This window comes from Spirosoma aerophilum, assembly GCF_054782495.1.
Window position 1 is genome coordinate 24,224 of sequence record NZ_BAAGSJ010000009.1, and the last position, 14,467, is coordinate 38,690.

The 14,467-nt window shown below is 51.5% G+C and carries 14 protein-coding genes; 9 read left to right on the forward strand and 5 right to left on the reverse strand.

Annotated elements, in window-relative coordinates:
* Positions 1-4 precede the first annotated feature (4 nt).
* From ACYVK4_RS07775 to ACYVK4_RS07805, 7 genes are all read left to right on the forward strand, one after another.
* Positions 5-583, forward strand: coding sequence for an NUDIX hydrolase (locus ACYVK4_RS07775; protein ID WP_461126928.1), 579 nt, complete (start codon positions 5-7; stop codon positions 581-583).
* A gap of 134 nt (positions 584-717) precedes the next feature.
* Positions 718-1,893: a pyridoxal phosphate-dependent aminotransferase gene (locus ACYVK4_RS07780; RefSeq protein ID WP_461126929.1), complete on the forward strand. Its 1,176-nt coding sequence runs from the start codon at positions 718-720 to the stop codon at positions 1,891-1,893.
* A 152-nt stretch (positions 1,894-2,045) separates the two neighbouring features.
* Positions 2,046-2,438 (forward strand): GxxExxY protein, encoded by a 393-nt coding sequence (locus ACYVK4_RS07785; protein WP_461126930.1) that lies wholly within the window; start codon positions 2,046-2,048, stop codon positions 2,436-2,438.
* A gap of 112 nt (positions 2,439-2,550) precedes the next feature.
* On the forward strand, positions 2,551-3,408 hold the full coding sequence (locus ACYVK4_RS07790) for a prephenate dehydrogenase (protein ID WP_461126931.1): 858 nt from the start codon (positions 2,551-2,553) through the stop codon (positions 3,406-3,408).
* Between the two features lie 108 nt (positions 3,409-3,516).
* Positions 3,517-4,383 carry an aldo/keto reductase gene (locus ACYVK4_RS07795; protein ID WP_461126932.1) on the forward strand — a complete coding sequence of 289 codons (867 nt, stop codon included), beginning with the start codon at positions 3,517-3,519 and terminating at the stop codon, positions 4,381-4,383.
* An 88-nt stretch (positions 4,384-4,471) separates the two neighbouring features.
* Entirely contained in the window at positions 4,472-4,828 is a 357-nt protein-coding gene (locus tag ACYVK4_RS07800) for a hypothetical protein (RefSeq protein ID WP_461126933.1), read from the forward strand.
* Positions 4,829-4,941: 113 nt separating this feature from the next.
* Positions 4,942-5,472, forward strand: a complete 531-nt coding sequence (locus ACYVK4_RS07805) for a ferritin (RefSeq protein ID WP_461127501.1) — start codon at positions 4,942-4,944, stop codon at positions 5,470-5,472.
* Between the two features lie 76 nt (positions 5,473-5,548).
* Here ACYVK4_RS07805 and ACYVK4_RS07810 read toward each other — a convergent pair whose 3' ends face one another.
* The 4 genes from ACYVK4_RS07810 to ACYVK4_RS07825 form a co-directional block, all read right to left on the reverse strand.
* Positions 5,549-6,181, reverse strand: coding sequence for an HmuY family protein (locus tag ACYVK4_RS07810; protein WP_461126934.1), 633 nt, complete (start codon positions 6,179-6,181; stop codon positions 5,549-5,551).
* Positions 6,182-6,209: 28 nt separating this feature from the next.
* Positions 6,210-6,416, reverse strand: a complete 207-nt coding sequence (locus ACYVK4_RS07815) for a hypothetical protein (RefSeq protein ID WP_461126935.1) — start codon at positions 6,414-6,416, stop codon at positions 6,210-6,212.
* Between the two features lie 12 nt (positions 6,417-6,428).
* The gene (locus ACYVK4_RS07820; protein ID WP_461126936.1) at positions 6,429-6,782 is read right to left on the reverse strand and encodes a hypothetical protein; all 354 of its coding nucleotides are present in this window, start codon (positions 6,780-6,782) and stop codon (positions 6,429-6,431) included.
* Between the two features lie 71 nt (positions 6,783-6,853).
* Entirely contained in the window at positions 6,854-8,938 is a 2,085-nt protein-coding gene (locus ACYVK4_RS07825; protein ID WP_461126937.1) for a TonB-dependent receptor plug domain-containing protein, read from the reverse strand.
* Positions 8,939-9,116: 178 nt separating this feature from the next.
* Between ACYVK4_RS07825 and ACYVK4_RS07830 the strand changes: the two genes are divergently transcribed.
* Positions 9,117-10,046, forward strand: coding sequence for a DUF6607 family protein (locus ACYVK4_RS07830; RefSeq protein WP_461126938.1), 930 nt, complete (start codon positions 9,117-9,119; stop codon positions 10,044-10,046).
* 487 nt (positions 10,047-10,533) lie between these two features.
* Positions 10,534-12,444: a PAS domain-containing protein gene (locus tag ACYVK4_RS07835; RefSeq protein WP_461126939.1), complete on the forward strand. Its 1,911-nt coding sequence runs from the start codon at positions 10,534-10,536 to the stop codon at positions 12,442-12,444.
* A gap of 103 nt (positions 12,445-12,547) precedes the next feature.
* Here ACYVK4_RS07835 and ACYVK4_RS07840 read toward each other — a convergent pair whose 3' ends face one another.
* A complete protein-coding gene (locus ACYVK4_RS07840) occupies positions 12,548-14,305 on the reverse strand; it encodes a glycosyl hydrolase (RefSeq protein ID WP_461126940.1) in 1,758 nt (585 codons plus the stop codon).
* Positions 14,306-14,467 lie beyond the last annotated feature (162 nt).

Consider the following 14,467-nt stretch of genomic DNA (forward strand, 5'->3'; position numbering starts at 1 on the left):
CGGCATGATTCATGAAAATGACCCACGACCCTGGCAGGTCGATCAATCGGAATACATCCATAATCTGCCATGGTTCACCGTTCGGAAGGATGCCATCCGCATGGAAAACGGCGGCACGATCCCTAACTATTTCGTCTTTGAATACCCCAGCTGGATCAATGTTGTGGCCGTCACAACCGATAATCAGCTGGTGCTGATTCGGCAGTACCGTCATGCGATTGCGGGGGTTCACTACGAACTGTGCGCGGGCGTAGTCGACCCAAATGAAGAGCCGCTGGTAGCCGCCCAGCGCGAACTGCTGGAAGAAACAGGCTTTGGTGGCGGGCACTGGGAGCCGCTCATGACGCTTTCGGCCAATCCCGGTACGCATTCCAACGTTACGTACGCCTATCTGGCTACGGGTGTCGAACTGAAACAGGCCCAGCATCTCGAATCGACGGAAGAGATCACAGTACATATCGTTTCGCACGAACGGGCTTTGGAAATCATCAATACGGGCGAGATGATGCAGGCCTTGCATCTGGCCCCGTTGTTAAAATACCTCCTGAACCGGGATTCACCTGATTTACCTGAACAGTCTTGATTTTTATAATGTGAGTGGGTGATGATTCATAGCATGGTAGCGGCTAGTATCTTTGCAAGCTGTTATACTACCTACTCATTCATTTTTTACAAAATCAGGGAAATCAAAAAAATCCCACAAATCCCGGTTCAGAAGTGATTATCCCCCTCGCCCAACGCGCTGACCAAACGCAGGAGTATTATTTTTCCGTTAAGCTGGCCGAAGTCCGTCGTTTACAGGCGGCTGGTCATGATGTGATCAATTTAGGCATCGGCAACCCCGACCTGATGCCGTCAACAAACACGATTGAGGCACTCATCAAGTCGGTGCAGCAGCCTACCTCGCACGGCTATCAACCTTATAAAGGCACGCCGGGACTGCGGCAGGCTATCGCTAATTTCTATCAACACACCTACGGTGTTACCCTTGACGCGGAAACTGAAATCCTGCCGCTGATTGGCTCGAAAGAAGGCATTACGCATATTTCACTGACGTTTCTGGATGAAGGCGACGGCGTGCTGGTTCCCGAACTGGGCTACCCGGCCTATCGCGCCGTGAGCACGATGGTAGGCGCGAACGTGCGCGAATACCCACTGCTGGAACATGGCGGCTGGCAACCTGACTGGGATGTGCTGACTGAGCTAGTGGCGAACAACGCATCGGCCAGTCCAACGAAGATTCTCTGGATGAACTACCCGCACATGCCTACCGGCGCACCCGCTACCCGTGCCCTGTTTGAGCGGGCGGTTCGCTTCGCGCACGACCATAAAATTCTGCTCGGCCACGATAATCCGTACAGCCTGATTCTCAACAAGAAAGCGCCCATCAGCCTGCTTTCTATTGATGGTGCCAACGAGGTAGCCATTGAATTGAACTCTCTGAGCAAGTCGCACAACATGGCGGGCTGGCGCATTGGCTGGATGGCTGGCGCGAAAGCGTATGTAGATGCGGTGCTGACCATAAAAAGCAATGTCGATTCGGGGCAGTTCAAGCCTCTGATGGACGCAGCTACCGAAGCACTCACCAACTCGGACGAATGGCATCGGGAACGCAATGCCGTGTATCAGGGTCGGCTGGAAGCCATTCACGCCTTTCTGGATGCACTGGGTTGTAGCTATTCGACCGATCAGGAAGGGCTGTTCATCTGGGCCAAACTCCCCGACTCGGTCGCATCGGCCGAAGATCTGGTCAATGATTTGCTCCTGACAAAGCACGTGTTCATTGCCCCCGGCTTCATCTTCGGGCCAAAAGGAAACCGATACGTGCGGGTGTCGCTGTGTATGCCCAAGGAGCGTATCGAAGAGGCAACGGGGCGTCTGAACCGGGATTAATTTGATTTTCCTGACTGACTATGATTTTATTTCTTTGATTTACTTATTCCTGTTGGTTATATCAGGGAGTACATGAATTTAACTATTTTGATTTTGCGATGATTTGCCATTGATTGCAACCAATTAAAGCAAAAGATAGACATTCATCATATATGATTAAGCCCGAGTACAAACACTCAGAGTTAACCGGTAAAATCATTGGATGTGCGTTCGAGGTTCATAAAGTATTGGGTAATGGCTTTCAGGAGGTTATTTATCAACGGGCATTAGCTATAGAATTGGAGGAATGTCAGCTTGTGTTCGCACGGGAGTTTGACATGCCCATTTTTTTTAAAGGACGGCACATTGGCTCGCGAAGGGTTGATTTTTTGATCGAAGACAAAATATCCGTTGAGTTAAAAGCAATTTCTACCCTTATTGACGACCACTTGGCTCAGGCAATCAACTACCTTGAAGCTTATAATCTTGAAGTCGGTATGTTAATTAATTTTGGAGCTCAGAGCCTTCAATTTAAACGATTGATAAATAGAAAGTTCAGGCCCTGATCATCAACAACGGCTAATTCTTGATCTTAGCCTACTCAAGCACAGAAGAATAGAATTGACCATGATTTTCAGAAATCATAGCCCGTCAAAAAAATCATAAAAATCCTGGTTCATGACAGTTACCATTATTGGAATAGGCTTACTCGGGGGTTCGTTTGCCCTTGCCGTGCGTGAAAAATACCCAAAAATGCGGTTTATCGGCGTCGACATGTCGCCCGTAAATGGACAGCTGGCCCTGGCGAAAGGCATTGTCGATGAACTTCTGCCCTTACCCGAAGCTATTGCACAAAGCACATTAGTCGTGCTGGCAACCCCTGTCAATGTCATCATCGACATGCTGCCCGCCGTACTCGATCACCTGCCGCCGGGGGCAACCGTTTTGGATTTGGGTTCTACCAAAGGACTCATCTGCGAGGTCGCGGATGCTCACCCCAAACGGGCGCAGTTCGTTGCCGCTCACCCCATGGCCGGCACCGAAAACTCCGGGCCGGGGGCTGCGTTTAAGGAACTGCTGGTGGGTAAAAACCTCATCATCTGCGATCGGGAGAAGAGCAACTCCGACAGTTTAACGCTGGCCGAAAGCCTGTTTCGGGATGTGGGCATGAAGCTGTTCTACATGAGCCCGCAGGAGCACGACCTGCATCTGGCCTATGTGTCGCACCTGAGCCACGTGAGCGCCTTTGCCCTTGGCCTGACGGTGCTGGAGAAGGAAAAAGACGAACAGGCTATTTTCGACATGGCGAGTACCGGCTTCAGCTCCACGGTGCGGCTGGCCAAAAGCTCGCCTGCCATGTGGGCACCCATCTTCGACCAGAATCGGCAAAACGTGTCGCAGGCCCTGGCCGATTACATCGAGTTTCTGCAGCAGTTCAAGCAAATCATCGACGATCAGGATGTAAAAAACTCATTCGATTTCATGCAGCGGGCCAACGTGATCCGGCGCGTGCTGGACGGTATTGAGAAGCGGTAAGTCGCAAAAACTTCATCATGCAACTTATCCAAAAGGTGTTTCTGTTAGTTACTATAGCATAGCCCGGATACTGATTCCGGGCTGATTAGTCAACAACACGAAATACTCATGCAAGCAACCGATCAACAACCCGCTGTACAGGCAGGTACAATTACCATCGGCGGAGATTTGACCGTCAACAGAATGGCCTACGGAGCCATGCGTATCACCGGTGATGGCATCTGGGGGCCACCCAAAGACCATGATGAATCCATACGGGTACTGCAACGTGCCCTCGAACTTGGCATTAATTTTATCGACACTGCCGACAGCTACGGCCCGCATATATCAGAAGAGCTTATCGCCGAAGCCCTTCACCCCTACCCGGATGGCTTGATTATTGGCACCAAAGGTGGTTTACTCCGCACCGGCCCGAACCAATGGCCGGTTGATGGGAGCCGCAAACACCTGGAAGAAGCCCTGAACGGCAGCCTCAAACGCCTGAAACTGGATCGGATCGACCTGTATCAGCTCCACCGCTTCGACGATAAAGTCCCCTCAGAAGAATTCCTCGGTTTTTTAAAGGAAGCCCAGCAGCAGGGTAAAATTCGCCACATTGGCCTCTCGGAGGTTAGCGTCGATCAAATTGAAGAAGCCAAACAATACTTCGAGGTTGTGTCTGTGCAGAACATGTACAATTTCGGGCAGCAGCGCTGGAACGATGTGCTGAAATACTGCGAACAGAACAACATCGCCTTCATCCCCTGGTATCCGCTCAATGCGGGCAATGTAGCGGCTGAAAAAGCAATCAAAAAGGTGGCGGAACGCCACGGGGCTACCGACTATCAGATTGCCCTCGCCTGGTTACTGGCTGCTTCACCGGTTATGTTGCCCATTGCCGGAACTTCGTCGGTAAAACACCTGGAAGAGAACGTTCAGGCGGCCACCATCAAACTGACAGACGAAGATTTGCAGGATATGCCCTTGCCTGAGTAAGGTCTTGACGGCTCAGTAAAAATTGTTGTTTAGAAACTATCTAAACTAAATTGTGCGTTGTATCTTTGTTCAATCATATACAACAGCGGTGAGTAAGGACGTAACAACAACATTACAGGAAGTATTCCGAACCGATAAAGGGACTGTTTATCAGTGCGATGCCAGTAATCGATTAGTACTGGAATTCTGGGATACGCACACCTACCTATCGGTTCGCGATTTTGCCCAATTCCGGCGCATGGTCGAAACGGTCGACATTCGACAAATGGCATTAAGTACAGCCGCTGCCGATGATGTTGAAATTCTGGCGCTGCCCCGTTCTGAGCGGTGTTATGTGCTCACCCTTTGTGAGGTTGTTCATTTGCGGGAATTGCTTGCCGGTGCCCGGCTTATGTTAGAGCTGAATTCAATGCTGCGGGAATGCGGCTGTTCAATGGCTGAATAAGCTCCAGTAGACTTTAATCCGGGTTTTCTATAATTGAATCGACTGCTTAACAACAGTCGGTTTTTTTTCGTTGTTTTGTTATATTAACTTCTCACCGCAAACAGTCACTCATGATGAAAGACTTGGTACGACTACGCAGTTCGGTAAAGGAAAGCGTTGAGCTGGCACTAAACCAGCAAATACAGATGGAAATGATTTCATCGTCGAAATACCTGGCCATGGCAGGCTGGTGCGACCGCAATGGCCTCGATCATTGCGCCGGCTTCTTCTATAATCAATCGGAAGAGGAACGGAAGCACGGCATGAAGCTTTTTCACTACCTCTGCGACCAGGGTGGAACAGCATTTTCGCCTGAAATTCCAGCCGTTAGCCAGGAGTTCGATACGCTTCGTTCGGTGTTTGAAGGTGCTCTCGATCAAGAGATTGCGGTCACAGACTCCATCAACCGAATCATTGGAATCTGCCGCCGGGAGGGCGATTACGCAACTGAAGAGCTGCTGAAATGGTACGTGAAAGAGCAGATGGAAGAGGAATACATTGCCCGTCGCTGCCTCGAACTCATCGATCAGATTCCATCAGACCAGATTTACTACCTCGATAAAAAACTAGCCAGCGTGACCTACGATGGCAACCCTTTTGAGTAAATAAGACTGAAGTAAATAAGTCGGGTCAGTTAAACGCCATATTTTGAAGATATGGCGTTTAACTGACCCGACTTATTTACTTCAAAACCTGGCTGCCATCCGGCTGATACAGATATCGAAACGTATAATACCGGGCTACGTTGGCCGATGTCGGCGTTGTTGGCGCTCCCTGATAGTAGCTGAGTATTTCCATCTTGGCGTACTTGCCATCGCCCGTGCGAATGATCAGTACTTTGCCGGGTACGGACGAGATAATATTCGTTGTTGGCTCGTAATTGTACCAGCCTTTACCCGAGCTTGCCGTTATAGCCAGTTGCGTAGCACTTTGGTCCTGCGCAAAGGTAGCCGACACAGGCACCGTGGTTGTCTCCTCAAATGTTCCCGTATGCACATAAGCGCCCCCCTGCCCGGTACGGATAGCGCCACCGTTCACAATAAGCATTGTTCCCCGGAAGCCAACATCCCATTTATTCGTCGCCGAATCGGTGTTTGCTATCTGCTTGTTGTCTTTAAAATTGAACAGGGTGAACTTACCCGTTGCGGCAACCGGCTGCTGTCCGCCGGTCGATGTCATGCTGGTTGGGTCGGCGGCTAGATCCCTGACGGTCGTAGCCGTCAAAGGCTGTACAACGACCGGATTGTCTTCACTGTTACACGAAACAAAAGCGGTGCCCAGGCAAACCGCCAGAAGTACATGGTAAATACGCATAATTGATTGAGTTGTTTGTAAATAGGTGTTAAGTCAACGCATCACATTGCAATCCGGCCTTCGTCAGCAGCCGAATGACATCTGTTTCGGTAAGGGATTCAGATTCGACCCGGAGCACACAGTCTTCCAGATCGATACTCCAGCGGCAGATGGCCCGGAGCCTGCACAACCGGCAGGCCGCCCGACACACCCGCTCATCGGTATTGATGTTGGTTCGAAAAGCAAGGACGTTCATACCGTAAAGGCGTTAGTTCTGGCTGTTTCGCAGCACTTCCAACCAGTGCAGCCGCGCTACAGCCTTACTCAGCATTTTTCGCAGTTCGAGTAGTTCATGCAGCCGAAAACTGAAGCTCAGGTAGCGTGAGGGCGTACTTAAATGAATGCGCTCCTCGTAGGGATGGGCTTCAAAATAGGCCGATGTATCAATGCTGCGTACATTCCATTCTAGGGCCAGAAAATCCTCATAACACAGCCATTGCGTTATATTATTGAACTCAAGTGCTATGTTATACAGGCCCTGCGCCGGTGTAGCGGCCGGGTCTATGGCATCGGAAATGGGGTTCTCATACAGTGTGATTCGCCCATGAGGGGAACAGGACAAAAGTTGACATTCACAGTTTTTGCACATTGAGTCGTTCGTTTATGTTGCTTGTATAGTCTTCCGAAAACAGATCAGGATTTCCAGGCCCAGCGCAGGGTTGTGTACCAAAGCCGCCCGGCCAGATTAGGTATGTATGCCGGGTCGGTATAACCCGTCAGGTTGTCGACACCGGCTTGCAGCGTCATCGACTTCCACGTTTTGGCAGCCGACAGGTTGTAGAGCATGTATCCCCGAACATACTCGGTATTGGAGTCCAGGATAAGGTTGCCGTCACGGTCGGCAAAGCCATACCGCCCCCGATAAATAGCCCGCAACGAAGCCGTAAAGCCTTTTTTTGTCTGTTCGTAAAAAAGCTTGCCGTTTGCCATGTGCCGGGAGCGGTTGAATAAGCCACCGTATTCGCCGGGATTCACCCGCTCACTCGCCAGCGTTTCCGGGTTACGCCGGTATACCGTTCCGGCCTTAATACCGTCTACAACCGCTTTGTCTTTGGCAACGAGGTATTGGTAGCCGCCACTAAGACTCAGGTAGCCGTTGCCGATAACCCATCGCCAACTGCTTTCCAGTTCAGCCCCCTGCGTAAATACCCGATTCAGGTTGTTATAGCTGAATACATTCTGCCCATTCGTTTTCCGGGCAATCACCTGTGTCTCGATCAGATCCCGAACGTCGTTGCGAAACAGGTTCAGACCCACCGTCAGGGGTAACACCGGCGACTTAAGCTGCGCCCCCAGGTTATAGGCCACCGAACGCTCGGCACGAATAGCCGATAAACGGGCGGGGTCAAGCACAATTTCGGCAATCTGCCCCTGTTGCGTCAGGCGGGCGATTCCGGCAGCGGCTTCCTGCGTTCCAAAGACACTATACCCCGCCACGGCATTATCAAAATTCAGGTACAACTGTCGAAAATCAGGGGCTTTAAAACCAACGCCCACGCTGCCCCGCAACGCCACCAGCGAACTAAGGGCATAACGCGCCGATAACTTGGGGCTAAACTGACTGGCGTACTGGCTATGGGCATCGTAACGACCACCGGCAATGACCGTCCAGCGAAGCGTGGGCATCCACTCATACTGCGCGAAACCGTAGGTGGTGTTGAACTGCTTCCGATTGGTATACCGGGTTGCTTCTACCGTTTCGGCAATGAAGCCGGTACCCAGGGTCAGTATATTCTTTGGATTGAAGATCCGTTCGGTAACGACTTCCGGCCGATTGAATGTCTGCCGAAAAAAGCTGGCATCGTATGCTTCCTGACTGACCGTGTAGCGCAGGTCAGTTGCTGTAAAGTAACCGGTTCGGTAGAATCGGTAGGTCATTTTCCAGTCCGGCCTGATCTGATGCGTCAGAACTGGGTTCAGCGAATAATCGCGTACCGTTCCGGGGCCAGTCACCTGCGTAGCCGGACTAATGATGAACGCATTGGCCTGGCTCTCGGTGAAAAAACGCCCCGATACCGATAATTTTAGCACTGGCGAAAAAGCAACCGTTAAGCGGCCACTGCCGGTATAATTTGTAAACGGTGCCACAGTCTGGTTTCCCTCAACAAGCGAGTACCCCCCCGACTGGTACCGATTTCCAAAGGCATAAACACTCAGTTTTGCCGATTGGCCAACCGCCCACTGTTTGGCGATGTCGCCCGAGAGATCGCTGGTTTTGTTGGCTCCATAGCGTGTCGACAAGTTGCCTTTCGCCCGCGGATCTATTTCGCCGGGCGTTTGGGTAATGATGTTCACCACGCCAGCCAGAGCCTCGGAACCGTACAGGCTGGACGATGGCCCTTTAACCACTTCGATCTGTTTGATGTTGCCAACAGCGAGCCGCGTTAGGTCGAGGGTGCCCGCCATTCGCCCCACGACGGGTTCACCATCCACCAGAATCAGGGTATAGTCGGGTCCGAAGCCCTGCACCTGAACACCTTGCCCATGATCTGTAACAATGGCCAGACCCGTCTGCTCACGAAGTACATCGTTGAGCCGCAGGCTGCCCATCTGCTGAATCTGCTTTCCGCTAATTACCGTAACCGGCAAAGGCAAAGCCCCCATCGACCGTTCGGTACGTGTAGCCGTAATAACAACCTCATCGATAGGTCGCGCTTTGAGCGTGTCTTTTGGCCCCGGTTGTATGAGCGATAAGGTAAGGAGTATAAACAAAGGCATGGAAACGTTGATAAAGCTTCTCTGGTGCAGAGCCACCCGGCTGGCATCAGCTGAATTGATGGCACAAACGTATGCCCTATTTAGAATCTGTCCAAACAAAACGGTAAATAATTTGTAAAGATTCTAAATAAGGATACCTTTGCCTCATCATTACACAATACTGAAATCTGTCTTTCCTATGCGCTCATTGTTTATACTACCCGTTTTTTTACTAACCGTTAACTTGCTTAGAGCCCAGCAAATGCCAAAAGCTGAAGACATTGCGGCTATTAAGGGCCAATGCGGTTGTCATGAGGTCAGCTTTTTATATGCCGAGACGTTTGCCCCGGATAAAGGCTATGCCTTCAAAGACAGATACACGGCAAAAGGCACCGAACTGGTTTTCGTCGATGAAGAAGTCGGCCCGGCAAATCGCCCGACGAAACTGGTCATTCAGCATTTGCTGGTCGTAGGCGATTCGATGGTCATCAAGCACTGGCGCGAGGACTGGGAATTTCAGAATACCAGCCTGCTCAAGTTCGACCGGAACGCCAGTTGGAAACGGATAAAGCTAACGCCCGAACAAGCCAAAGGTCAGTGGACGCAGAAGGTCTTCGAAGTGGATGACAGCCCACGCTACGAAGGCTCGGCCACCTGGGTTCATGTCGATGGACGCACTTATTGGGAGAGCACGGTCGATGCGCCCCTACCCCGCCGGGAATACACCAAACGAACGGATTACAATGTGATGCGACGGACCAACCACCACGAAATCCGTCCGGACGGCTACATTCATGAGCAGGACAACGATAAAATTATTCGCTCCGAAGCGGGTGACCAGATATTGGCATCCGAAAAAGGACTCAATACGTACCAGCGTACGGATGCCGCCAAATGCCAGTCGGCAAAAGCCTGGTGGACAAAGAACCGGGCCTACTGGGTCGATGTCCGCAACGTATGGAACGAAGTGCTGGCCAATCGGAATAGCGTAGCGCTGAAAGGGCAGGTGAAAGGACAGATATTAGGCCGGGAACTTGACGAACTAGCCGCGACAGCACAGAAATCCACCTATAATTCGGCTGCCAGCCATCAGCTCATCCGGCAAACGATTGAAAGGTATCTGAAATAGTACCGACCAACCATGTGTCGGTCCGTCTGCCCTGTGGGTTACAATGTAAACTGGGTGCTACAGCGTCAAAGCCGTAGCACCCAGTTTTTGTATAGGCAGCCAGACAGGAAAAAAGCTGCCTGTCGAATTCATCAGCAAACTCATTATTCAGCCCGGCTCAAGCGATTGACTGTCAAGCAGACAGACGAAGAAATATGATTTTTTGCCTATTGCATTCCGGTTAATGTACCGTTCACCTATCCCGCATCTAAGAAAACCCATCATCCCCCCGCCATACCTGACCACTTGTGGTCGGCATCCAATTGAGTCATGATCCATCTGGCTTAACCAAGTTCAGGAAGCTTCTGAGTAAACTTACCCCGAATAGCCGCTTCTGCTTTTATATTAAGTTTACATAGAGCAAACATAGACTCATTTACATCTATTTATACGTATTTCATCGTAGTTTTATACTTTTTCAGTCAACCAGACCTTAGCCACTACCTGCATGGACGCGAATGAGTCACCTGAATTACTCGAGGCTGTATTAGCCAATTCGCTTACAAACATATACGCGGCTAACGCCGTACGAGACCCCCAATCCGGACAAATTATCGACTTCCAGATTATACTGGCCAACCCCACCTTCCGAGCACGAAGCGGATATACCGGCAGCCAGCTACGCAGCCAGAGCCTGCTAACGCTTTATCCGGAATTAGCTCAATCAGCCATGCTGGATCGATTTGTAGAGGTAGTCGAAACGCGTCAGATTTTTCGGGGAGAGGAGTATTTCCCTAATTCAAGCGACTCATTCTGGTACGATTTATCCGTGAGCCCATTTGGGGATGGCCTGGTCGTAAATTTCATAGACACTACGGCCAAATACAAAGACCGGCAACTGGTTCAACAGCAGGCCCGACAACTTCAGGCTACCCTGGATGGGTCGATAAGCAGTATTCTGGCGCTGACCGCTATTCGTAACCCACAAGGGCAGATTACTGACTTCTGGATAGATAAGGCCAATCAGGCTGTGGAGCGTAGCTTAGGGAAGACACCTGCCGAACTGGAAGGCCGTACGCTGTTGAGCGTGTATCCGGGTAATGTAGAAAGCGGCTTTTTCGCCCTTTATGCCAAAGCCGCCGACACCGGGGAGTCACAGCAGGCAACGCTTCATTATACGGACGTCAATGGCTATCAGGGCTGGTTCGAAGTCTCGGTGGTAGGGTACGCCCCGGATAAAGTTGTGCTCACCTTCATGAACGTGACTGATTACAAGCAAACCGAAGTGATGGTGCGAGAGCAGGCCGACCTCTTACAAAGTGTGCTCAATGCGACCATGAATACGGTTGCTACCTATCAGGCCATTCGCAACCCGATGAGCCAAATTGTAGATTTTCGCTTCACGATGGCCAATCAGGCAGCCCTGGAGGTGGTTAACCTGACAGCCGACGAGTTGTATACCCGAACCCTGCTGGAGGTAAGTCCTGATCTGGCCAATAGTGAATTGTTCAATCAGTATGTTACGGTGGTCCAGACCGGCCTGCCGATCACCTTTGAACGCCATCGGCAGGGACGCTGGTTCCTGGCGAACGCCGTCCGCTTTGGCGAGGACGGTCTACTGACCTCATCTCTTGATATTACGCTGCTGAAGCAGGCCCAGCTTCAGGTTGAACAACTCAACCAACAGCTTCAGCGCCGTAACGCCAGCCTGGACCAATTTGCCGCCGTAGCCAGCCACGACCTGCAGGAACCGCTCCGCAAAATCAAATCGTTCGGTGATATTCTGCAGGACCAGTACGCCCCTAATCTGGGTGATGGAGTGAGCTTGCTGAGCCGGATGCAATCGGCCGCCGACCGCATGCAAACACTCATCCGGTCTCTGCTGACGTATTCGCGTTTGTCGCAGGAGCAGCCTACCACGTTTCAACCCATCGATCTAAATCGCGTAGTTACCGAAGTGCTAAATGACTTGGAAGTGGCCATTCAGGAGAAAGGGGCCATGCTGGAACTAGGCGACTTACCGACCTTACCCGGAGATGCCCTTCAGCTACGACAGGTATTTCAAAACTTGCTGAGTAATGCGCTGAAATTCACTAAACCGGGTCGCTTACCCAAAGTCATACTGAGCGCCCGGCCACTAAACGAAAACGAACTTCCGGAGGAGGCTGGGCTGGCTCCGGGCTCTTATTGGCAGATTACAGTGGCTGACAATGGCATTGGTTTTGGCGATGCGTATCGTGAGCAAATTTTCGGTGCTTTTGAAAGGCTCCATAGTAAAAGCAGTGTGTATGGGGGCACCGGGATCGGCCTGGCTATTGTGCGTAAAGTAATGGAGAATCACCAGGGGGGTGTAACGGCCCATTCAAGCGAGGATGAAGGAGCTACCTTTACGCTCTTTCTACCCGCTGAGGCCAGCTAGCTCAGCAGGTTACTTTGGCTACAAATATTAATTTACATGGTTTTAATCGATTTTAGTAGGTAGCGAAAGGTCAATCAGGCAAGGCCTGATTAACCCGTTCATTTCACGGTTTCACCACTTTCAGCGTCTGGCTCTCATTCTGAGTGCTGACGCGAATGAAGTAAACGCCCGCCCCTTTGCCTAAGGGAAGTGAGTGGCTTTCAACATCGGCAGCATGCTCAGTCTCTTTTGTCAATAGTGAATTGCCTTTGGCGTCTGTCACCACAAATTTCAACCGACTTCCGGCTCTACTCCACACACGTATATCGACTTTATCGCCGGTGGCAGGGTTTCCCAGCAGAGTTACGACAAACCGCTTCACGACAGTTTTAGCGGTGTCCTGCTCCTCAACGCCCAGCGTAAGGGGTGGCCGCCAATCGGGCAGTTCATCGCGTGTGATCACGTCGGTATCGGTGAACACGGCTTTCAACTGATCGACAGGTTGTTTTTTAATGTAATCCGCCCCTGTCCAGACGGCAAACCATGACCACCACGTGCCAAACCCGCGAATTTTATCCGGACTAGGCAAGTTGCCGGTTTCCGATAATGTTACCAGCTTCTTACCGTTAAGCTGAGCTTGAGCACTGGCCCAGCTACCGCTCATGTTAGCCGTTGGGTCGGCGTAAATGTCCATCCCGACAATATCCACGTATTGATTACCGGGGTACCAGTCGGTTTTGAACGTGTCGGTGGCGGTATAGACCCAGATCAGGTTGTGCAACTGGTGATAGTTGGTGAGCCGATCATATAGAATGCGCCAGAGTTCTTTTAACGGCCCCGCCCCTTTGGCGCCCCACCAGAACCAGGCGCCAGAGGCTTCATGCAGCGGTCGCCAGAGTACCGGCACATCGGCCGCCTGAAATTTCTTGAGTTGTACGGCAATCGCGTCAATATCGCGCAGAATAAACTGGTAGCGTTCACTCTGTTTATCGGCCAGCACAGCGGCAATATCGAAGGTGGTGGCCTCGGTATAAAAACCCCGCCACCAGAGCTTGTCAGGAGCCTGATTGATCAGGTCAGTGGGCGCGTTCCAGTGCCACATCAGGCTGATGATGCCCCGCCCCTCGCCTTTCCGAGCCCACTTGATGATGTCTTCGCTACTGCGTTGGGGCGTTGCCCCGAACTGCACCCGGCTGGGCGAGTAGTCGATCAGGTCGAAAGAACCGATGGCCGGTTCTTTCCCCGTCTTTTCCAGAATATACGCCACATCGTCCTGCTGACCCGAAATCACTTTGCTCCCGTACTGATCGACCAAATACGAGAACAAACCCTTTGTGGATGAAGTAGCCTGTGCATCGACAAGTGTTTGGGATGGTTTAGTGGGCATAGACACGACTGTTGGCGTAAGTAGCAGGTAATCAATATCGTAATAGCCCCAACCCCGGTAGATGGTAAGGGTGTTCCGCCCTTCGGTTAACAAGAACTTGCCTAACCCGGCGGTGGTGAATCCGGCGAGCGTTTGTTTGAGCATACCACTTCCCCGCCCAGTATTCACCTGAAAATCAATCCCTTTATCGCCGTAGGGGGCCGCATAGCCAATGCTCAACTCATAGAGCCCGGCGGGAGCATTGACCGTCAGCGTTAGTTTATCGGTTTCATTGTCCAGCCCCGTTACGTACCCCGTCCCGGAAAAACCCGGATTGGTTGACGCCACCTGAACGCCGGTCAACTCGCCCAGTTCAGCCTCGACTTTAATGGGGCCAGGAGCGGCTAAGATGTCTGAAAGAGGCCCAAAGATCAGGTATATGGACAAAAAAAAAGGGATTGCTCCCTTTGGGCGAAGTATCGCCCGGTTTACCGTATTGAGTAAATCAAAAATCATGAAAAGGAAAGGGAATAGGAATAAAAGAGGTACCCCACGGCAGCGGCCGACCGTCCCCGGCCCCTCCCCTTGAAAAAAGGAGAGGGGAGAAGAACCGGCTGCTCGTTACTCCCCTCTCCTTTTTTCAAGGGGAGGGGCCGGGGACGGTCGGCCGCTGCCGTG

Excerpts from the sequence above, each read along its gene's own strand:
- ACYVK4_RS07775 (WP_461126928.1), top strand. The coding sequence starts at position 5 with ATGATTCATGAAAATGACCCACGACCCTGGCAGGTCGATCAATCGGAA.
- ACYVK4_RS07785 (WP_461126930.1), top strand. The coding sequence starts at position 2,046 with ATGATTAAGCCCGAGTACAAACACTCAGAGTTAACCGGTAAAATCATT.
- ACYVK4_RS07790 (WP_461126931.1), top strand. The coding sequence starts at position 2,551 with ATGACAGTTACCATTATTGGAATAGGCTTACTCGGGGGTTCGTTTGCC.
- ACYVK4_RS07795 (WP_461126932.1), top strand. The coding sequence starts at position 3,517 with ATGCAAGCAACCGATCAACAACCCGCTGTACAGGCAGGTACAATTACC.
- ACYVK4_RS07805 (WP_461127501.1), top strand. The coding sequence starts at position 4,942 with ATGAAAGACTTGGTACGACTACGCAGTTCGGTAAAGGAAAGCGTTGAG.
- ACYVK4_RS07810 (WP_461126934.1), bottom strand. The coding sequence starts at position 6,181 with ATGCGTATTTACCATGTACTTCTGGCGGTTTGCCTGGGCACCGCTTTT.
- ACYVK4_RS07815 (WP_461126935.1), bottom strand. The coding sequence starts at position 6,416 with ATGAACGTCCTTGCTTTTCGAACCAACATCAATACCGATGAGCGGGTG.
- ACYVK4_RS07825 (WP_461126937.1), bottom strand. The coding sequence starts at position 8,938 with ATGCCTTTGTTTATACTCCTTACCTTATCGCTCATACAACCGGGGCCA.
- ACYVK4_RS07830 (WP_461126938.1), top strand. The coding sequence starts at position 9,117 with ATGCGCTCATTGTTTATACTACCCGTTTTTTTACTAACCGTTAACTTG.
- ACYVK4_RS07835 (WP_461126939.1), top strand. The coding sequence starts at position 10,534 with ATGGACGCGAATGAGTCACCTGAATTACTCGAGGCTGTATTAGCCAAT.
- ACYVK4_RS07840 (WP_461126940.1), bottom strand. The coding sequence starts at position 14,305 with ATGATTTTTGATTTACTCAATACGGTAAACCGGGCGATACTTCGCCCA.